The 514-nt window shown below is 44.9% G+C and carries 1 protein-coding gene; it reads right to left on the bottom strand.

What is annotated here, in order from left to right; genetic code table 11:
- The coding region (locus R7044_RS28150) for a PLP-dependent aminotransferase family protein (protein WP_225456392.1) at positions 1–514 on the bottom strand (514 nt) is incomplete at both ends.

Raw genomic sequence — 514 nt, forward strand, 5'->3', positions numbered from 1 at the left:
TTGGGTATCAAAAGTTTTAAGCGAACTTGGTTTCTTGTTAGAAAAGAAGAGCTCTGAATACACATCGTCTTCAATCAAATACACATCGTGTTTATCAGCAAGCTCGACGATGCGCTGCTTCTGCTCATCATTTAATGATGTTCCGGTTGGGTTGTGAAAGTTCGTCATCAACCAACACGCGCGAACATCATTATCAGTAAAAGCCGCTTCAATTTGTTGCAAAGAGTGCCCGCTACGCGGGTCTACTGAGATTTCTATCGCCTTTAAGCCCAAACGTTCTATCGCTTGAAGCGCTCCGTAAAATGTTGGCGATTCAACCACGATAGTATCTCCCGGTTGTGTCACGACCTGAAGGCTCAAATTCAACGCTTCTAACGCCCCTGAAGTAATGACAATGTCATCATGGGTTAACACCATACCTTGTTGAATGTAACGTTGAGCAATCAAACGACGCAGTGATTCAGAGCCCGGCGGTAAGTTATCCAATAACGTCTCTGGCCCCATCTTCCTACCA

This window comes from Vibrio sp. 1402 (assembly GCF_033340275.1).